This is a genomic window from Pseudomonas sp. 8 R 14, from assembly GCF_900005955.1.
GTDB classification, from domain to species: domain Bacteria; phylum Pseudomonadota; class Gammaproteobacteria; order Pseudomonadales; family Pseudomonadaceae; genus Aquipseudomonas; species Aquipseudomonas marginalis.
This window is the reverse complement of record NZ_CVTH01000023.1, coordinates 1-7,299: the sequence shown is the minus strand read 5'-3', so window position 1 is coordinate 7,299 and position 7,299 is coordinate 1. Positions and strand designations below refer to the sequence as shown.

The window sequence follows — 7,299 nt, the reverse complement described above, 5'->3', positions numbered from 1 at the left end:
GCGCGCTTCGATTTCCCCCAGTTCGATGCGGAAACCACGGATCTTCACCTGGTGGTCGACACGCCCGAGGTAATCCACCACGCCATCCGGGCGGCCACGGGTCAGGTCGCCGCTGCGATACACGCGACTGCCCGGCTTGCCGAACGGGTCCGGCACGAAGCGTTCGGCGGTCAGCGCCGGACGTTCCAGGTATCCACGGGCCACGCCCTCGCCGCCCAGGTACAACTCACCGGCGACGCCGATGGGTTGCAGGTTGAGTTGCGCGTCCAGCACGTAGCCGCTGCGGTTGCCCAGCAACGTACCGATTGGCGCGTAGACGGCACCGCATGGATCGCCTCGACGGGCTTTCCACAGCAGCGGCGTGACCACGGTTTCCGTCGGGCCGTAACCGTTAAACAGGTAGGTCGGCTTAAGCGCGCGCCAGGCCAGGTCGTAGCTGGCTTGCGCCACCGCATCGCCGCCAAAGCAGTACACACGCACTTTCGGTGGATTACCGTCGCGCTCGGCATGCTCGGCCAGTTGTTGCAGGTACACCGGCGGGAACACCGCCATGGTCACGTTGTGACGGTGCATCTGCGCGTAGGTGTACTCGGGCAACCACAGGCTATCGTCACGGACCAGCACGCTGGCGCCGTTGATCAGCGGGTGCATCCAGCCTTCGTGGGAGCCGTCGAAGGCGAACGACATGAAGTGCAGTTCGCAATCGGCCGGCGATGTTTCATAACGCTCGCCGGTGGCGATGATGTGCGCCACCAACGGGCCGTGGGACACCGCCACGCCCTTGGGCAGGCCGGTGGAGCCGGAGGTGTAGATCACGTAGGCAAGGTTGTCGCCGTGCAGTTTTACCTCCGGCGCGGTGTCGCTGTAGTCGGCCCACGCCTCGGTGCGATCGATGGCCAGGCTGTCCAGGCCCTCGGGAATCGGCAGTTGCGGCAACGCACTGGTGTGGGTCAGCAGCAACTTCGCGCGGCTGTCCTGCATCATGTACAGCAGGCGATCACGTGGGTATTCGATATCCAGCGGCACATACACACCGCCGGCTTTCATCACAGCGAGGAACGCCACCAGGCTCTCGGCACTGCGCGGCATGGCAATTGCCACGCGCACTTCGGGGCCGATGCCACGGGCGATCAGGGCATGGGCCAGGCGGTTGGCCTGGCGGTCCAGCTCGCCATAACTCAGGGTTTGCGCATCGAACTTGATCGCCACCGCAGCGGGGTTTTCGGCGGCGCGGTCGGCAACCATTTCGTGTACCAGACGCTCGGCCGAGAAGCCGGCGTCAGTCTGGTTCCACAGCTGCAGGATGTGTCGTTGCTCATCCTGGCCCAGCAGGTTGAGTTGGCTGATGGATTGCTGTTGGTCGGCAACCATCGCCTGCAACAGGTTTTGCCAGTGGCCGGCCATGCGCTCAATAGTGGCTGGGGCAAACAGATCGGTGGCGTAGCTCAGGGAGGCACGCAGGGTCGCCTGGCTTTCCTCCACGTCCAGTGCCAGGTCGAACTGGGCCACGCCTTCATCCCAGCTCAGCACCTCGACGTCCAGTTCGGTGAGGCGCTGCAGGTGATTGGCTGCCGAGGTCACGCGATGGTTGAACATCACCTGGAACAGTGGGCTCAGGCTCATGCTGCGCTCGGGCTGCAGCGCTTCGACCAACTGCTCGAACGGCAGGTCCTGGTGGGCCTGGGCTTCGAGGGAACGTTGGCGTACCTGTTGCAGCAGTTGCACAACGCTCATCTGCCCGTGGATATCGGCCTTGAGCACCTGGGTATTGACGAAGAAACCGATCAGCCCCTCGGTTTCCAGGCGATTGCGGTTGGCAATCGGCACCCCGACACGCACGTCTTCCTGACCGCTGTAGCGGTGCAGCAACGCCTGGTAGGACGCCAGCAGCACCATCGGCAACGTCACTCCGGCGCTCTGCGCCAGGCGACGCAAACCGGCCAGCAGCTGCGGTTGCAACTCGATGCCCAGGCGAGCGCCGCGATGGCTTTGCACGGCCGGGCGCAGGTAGTCGAAAGGCAATTCCAGCACAGGCTGCACACCGCCCAACTGCTCACGCCAGTAGGCCAGTTGACGGGCCTTCTCTCCCGCCTCCATCCATTGGCGCTGCCACACGGCATAGTCGGCGTACTGGATCGGCAAGGCCGGCAGGGCTGGCGTCTGCCCGTGGCTGAAGGCGGCGTACAGTTGCACCAGCTCCTCGACCATCAGTTGCATCGACCAGCCATCGGAGACGATATGGTGCTGCACCAGCACCAGCACATGTTCGTCCTCGGCCAGGCGCAGCAACCGGGCCCGCAGCAACGGCCCGCGCAGCAGGTCGAATGGCTGCGCAACGACGTCAGCCACCCGTGCCTTGAGGCTGGCTTCATCGGTGTCGACCAAATCGATTTCAATCAGGCCCGAGTCTTCAATCACTTGGACCGTACCGGCGGCGTCCTGGCGCAAATGGGTGCGCAGGCTTTCATGGCGTGCCAGCAAGGTGTCGAAGCTGCGTTGCAGCGCCGCCAGGTCCAACGGGCCTGTCAAACGCAGGGCGCTGGGGATGTGGTACGCGGCGCTTTCGGGGTCGAGTTGCCAGAGGAACCATTGGCGTTCCTGGGCATACGACAGCAGCAACGGCTGGCTGCGATCGGCCTTGAGCAGCGCCGGCGCGACCACGCCCTCCTCACCCAGGGCCACCACGAAGTCACCCAGCAATGGGTGTTCGAACAGGGTCTTGAGCGCCACTTCCAGCGCCAGTGCCTGGCGCACCCGCGATACCACCCGCGTAGCCAGCAGCGAATGCCCGCCCAGCTCGAAGAAATGGTCGTCAAGGCCGACCTGGGGCACGCCCAGCACCTCGGCCCAGATCGCCGCGACCTGTTGTTCGCGCGGGGTGACGGCGGCCACATGGCTTTTCAGCAACAGGCGGGTATCGACCTTGGGCAAGGCCTTACGGTCGAGCTTGCCGTTAGGGGTCAAGGGCAGGCTGTCGAGGAACATCACGTGCGCCGGCACCATGTAGTCCGGCAGGCGCTCACGCAAGGCCGCTGTGTAGGCTTGCGCCGGCTGTGCCGCAGACGTCACCAGGTAGGCGATCAAGCGGTCGTTGTCGGCCAGCACCACGGCTTCGCGAACGCCTTCATGCTCGCGCAGGCAGGCTTCGATTTCGCCCAGTTCGATACGGAAACCGCGCACCTTGACCTGATGGTCGACCCGGCCGATGTACTCCACCACGCCGTCGGCACGGTAGCGTGCCAGGTCGCCGGTGCGGTACAGGCGCTCGCCCGGCGCGCCGTACGGGTTGGGCACGAAACGCTCGGCGGTGAGGGCTGGCCGCGCGTGGTAGCCGCGTGCCAGGCCGACGCCGCCGATCAGCAGTTCACCGGCCGCACCCACCGGGCATGGACTGAGCCCGGCATTGAGGATGAACAACGCGGTGTTGGCGATCGGGCGCCCGACCAAAGGTTGCGCCTCCAGCAGGCGATGGGCCGCCGACCAAATGGTGGTTTCGGTGGGACCATAGAGGTTCCATACCGGGCCTTGCAGGTCGAGCATGCGCTGGGCCAGATCGGCCGGCAGCGCTTCGCCGCCGCACAGGCACTTGATACCGCGCAGCACATCGGCACGTGGGCTTTCCAGCAGCATACGCCAGGTGGACGGCGTGGCTTGCAGTACGCTGGCGGATTGGGCGGTGACCAGGTCGATTATCGCCTCCGGGTCCAGCGCCAGTTCCTGACCGCTCAGCAGCACCGTGGCGCCGACTGTCAGCGGCACGTACAGCTCCAGGGCAAAGATGTCGAACGAGAACGTCGTCAGCGACAGCACCCGCGCCTGCGCGCCGATGTCCAGGGTGCCGGCCATGCCGCAGGTAAAGCTGCACAGCGCCTGGTGCGGCACCATCACGCCCTTGGGCTTGCCGGTGGAGCCGGAGGTGTAGATCACATAGGCCAGGTGTTGCGGCGTGACGCTGACCTGCGGGTTGTGTTCGTCACCGCCGGCGTCCTCGACCAAAAGCACCGGCAGGCCTTGCGGTTGCACCAGGCGCCCAATCAGCGGCGACTGAGTCAGCAGCACCTGGGCGCGGCTGTCTTCGAGCATGAAGGCCAGGCGCTCCGCCGGGAATTGCGGGTCCAGCGGCACATAGGCGCCACCGGCCTTGAGGGTCGCAAGCAGGCCGACCACCATGTGCAGGGAACGCTCCACATGCACCGCCACCCGCACGTCCGGGCCAACGCCCGCCGCGATCAGGCGATGGGCCAGGCGGTTAGCGCGGCGGTTGAGTTCGCTGTAGCTCACGGCCTCGCCATTAAATTGCAGCGCGATGGCGTGCGGCTGTGTCAGGGCTTGTGCTTCGAACAACTGGTGGACACAGCGCTCGCGTGGGTAGTCGACGGTCGTGTGGTTCCAGTCTTCGACCATCTGCTGCCATTGCGATGGGCTGAGCATCGCCAGTTCGTCCAGGGCCTGGGAGGCATCGTTGACCACTGCGCGCAGCAGGTTCTGCCAGTGCACGGCCAGGCGCTCCAGGGTGGCGGCGTCGAACAGGTCGGTGGCGTAGGTCAGGGATGCCCAAAGGCCGTCGACGGACTCCTCGGTTTCCAGGTTGAGGTCGAACTGGGTCGTGTGACCGGTCCAATCCACCGGCTGCAGAGCCAGGCCAGGCAGTTGCACCGGGCCGGCGCGCAGGTTGTCCTGGTGATTGAACATCACCTGGAACAACGGGTTATGGCTGAGGCTGCGTTCCGGTTGCAGCGCTTCTACCAGTTGTTCGAACGGCAAGTCCTGATGAGCCTGGGCTTCCAGGGCACGTTGCTTGACCTGGGCCAGTAACTGGTCAAAGGCCATCTGCCCGTGCAGGTCGGCCTTGAGCACCTGGGTGTTGACGAAGAAGCCAACCAGACGCTCGGTTTCCAGGCGATTGCGGTTGGCGATCGGCACCCCGACGCGGATCTCGGCCTGGCCGCTGTAGCGGTGCAGCAACGTCTGGAACGACGCCAGCAGGAGCATGAACAAAGTCACGTCCTGGCGCTGGGCGAGTGCCTTGAGCTCGGCCACCAGGGCGTTATCCAGGTGTACACGCCGACGCGCACCGCGCTGGCTTTGCACCGCCGGGCGCGGGTGGTCCAGGGGCAGTTCCAGCACCGCGTGTTCGGTGCCCAGGCGCGCACGCCAGTAATCGAGTTGGCGTTGTTTCTCCCCGGCCGCCATCCAATCGCGCTGCCACACGGCATAGTCGGCGTACTGGATCGGTAAGGCCGGCAACGGCGCCTGGCCTTGATACAGCGCCAGCAGTTCGTCGACCATCACTTGCATCGACCAGCCGTCGGAGATGATGTGGTGCTGGGTGATCACCAGCACATGGTGCGCGGCCGTGATCTCCAGCAGCATGACGCGCATCAGCGGACCGTTGAGCAGGTCGAACGGGCGTTGGATCTCTTGCGCGACCGCCTGCTCGATGGCCGAGTCTTGCACCTGCTGGCGTTGGATCACCATCGCCAGGTTGGGCTGGATGACCTGCCAGGTGTGCTCAGCCTCTTCCACGAAGGTGGTACGCAGCGGTTCATGACGCTGCACCAGGGCCTGGAACGCGTGCTCCAGTGCCGGGATATCCAGCTCACCGCGCAGGTGCAATGCGGTCGGTACGTGGTAGGCAGCGCTGCAGGGATCCAGTTGCCAAAGGAACCATTGGCGTTCCTGGGCGAAGGACAGTGCCAACGGACGGTCGCGCCCCAGCGCCACCATCGGGCTGGCAGTGCCGGCCTGCACCCCTGCGCAGGCCGCCGCGAACGCTTCCAGCGTCGGCTGCTCGAACAACGCTCGCAACGGCACGTCCAGCTTGAGGTCGTGACGCACGCGGGAGATCACCTGAGTGGCCAGTAACGAATGGCCACCGCGTTCGAAGAAATGGTCATCGAGCCCCACCTGCTCGACGTGCAACACCGTTTGCCAGATCGCCGCCAATTGCATGTGCAGCGGGCTTTGCGGAGCGCGGTAGGCGTGTCGCGCCTGGCTCAGGTCCGGCAGCGGCAGTGCGCGGCGGTCAAGCTTGCCGTTGTTGTTCAGCGGCAGGGCATCGAGCACCAGCCAATGCCCCGGCACCATGTAATCCGGCAAGGACTGGCGCAAGACCGCCGCCAGCGCCTGGGTATCCAGGGGTTGGCCGTGGGCCGCGACCACGTACGCGACCAACTGCGTACCGGTGGCACTCGGCTGCGCAACGACGGCAGCTTCGCGCACCCACGGCAGGGCTTGCAGGCTGGCCTCGATTTCGCCCATTTCGATACGGAACCCGCGGATCTTCACCTGATGGTCGATACGCCCCACGTACTCCAAGGCGCCCGCCTCGTTGTAACGGGCCAGGTCGCCACTGCGGTAGAGTCGCGCACCGGGAACCGTCGAAAACGGATCCGGCAGGAAGCGCTCGGCGGTCAACGCCGGGCGGTCGAAGTAACGCTGGGCCAGGCCGAACTCGGCACCGATGCACAGCTCGCCAACGCCATCGGTGGCCAACAGCTCGAAACCGCTGTCGAGTACATACAGCGAGCGACCATCGCTCGCCCGGCCAATCGGCACACCGAACGCATCACTGGCATCCGCCAGTTGGCACTCATGCACGCTGGACACCACGGTGGCCTCGGTCGGCCCGTAGGTGTTGACCAGGCGCACGCCGCCCAGGCCGGCCGCGTGCCAGGCGCGCAGCCCTTCCACCGACATGGCCTCGCCGCCCACATGCACCTGGCGCAGGTTACCCAGGGCGCGACCATCGGCCGCGCACTCCTTGGCCAACAGGTACCAGTAGGCCGCCGGCAAGTCAGCCAGGGTCACGCCCTGCTCGACGATTTCCCGTGCCAGTTGCCCGGCATCCCACAGTTCATCGCCACGCATGATCAGCGCGGCGCCCACACACAGCGGCGGGTAGCACTGTTCGACAAAGCCGTCGAAACTGAAGGTCGCGAACTGCAGCACGCGGTCCTCTGCACACAGTTGGCTGTAGACCTCGGCGCTGTCGCAGAATTGGCCGAGGGCCGCATGGTCGATGGCCACGCCCTTGGGTTGGCCGGTGGAGCCCGAGGTGTAGATTACGTACGCCAGATCGGCAGCGGCAGCCTGGGTGAGCGGGTTGCTGGCAGGGTAGCCGGCCAGCTCGGTACCGGAGACGGTGAAGTCCAGACGGGCCAGCCCTTGCGGCAGCGGCAGGTCGGCCAGCAACCCGGCTTCGCTGAGCAACAGGTCCAGGCGGCTGTCCGCCAGCATGTAGGCCAGGCGGTCGGCGGGATAGTTCGGGTCCAGGGGCACATAGGCCGCGCCGCTTTT

The 7,299-nt window shown here is 65.7% G+C and carries 1 protein-coding gene; it reads right to left on the bottom strand.

Annotated features, from left to right (window positions below; genetic code table 11):
• On the bottom strand, positions 1 to 7,299 hold a 7,299-nt coding region (locus tag BFQ01_RS02600; protein WP_141691238.1), incomplete at both ends, for a non-ribosomal peptide synthetase.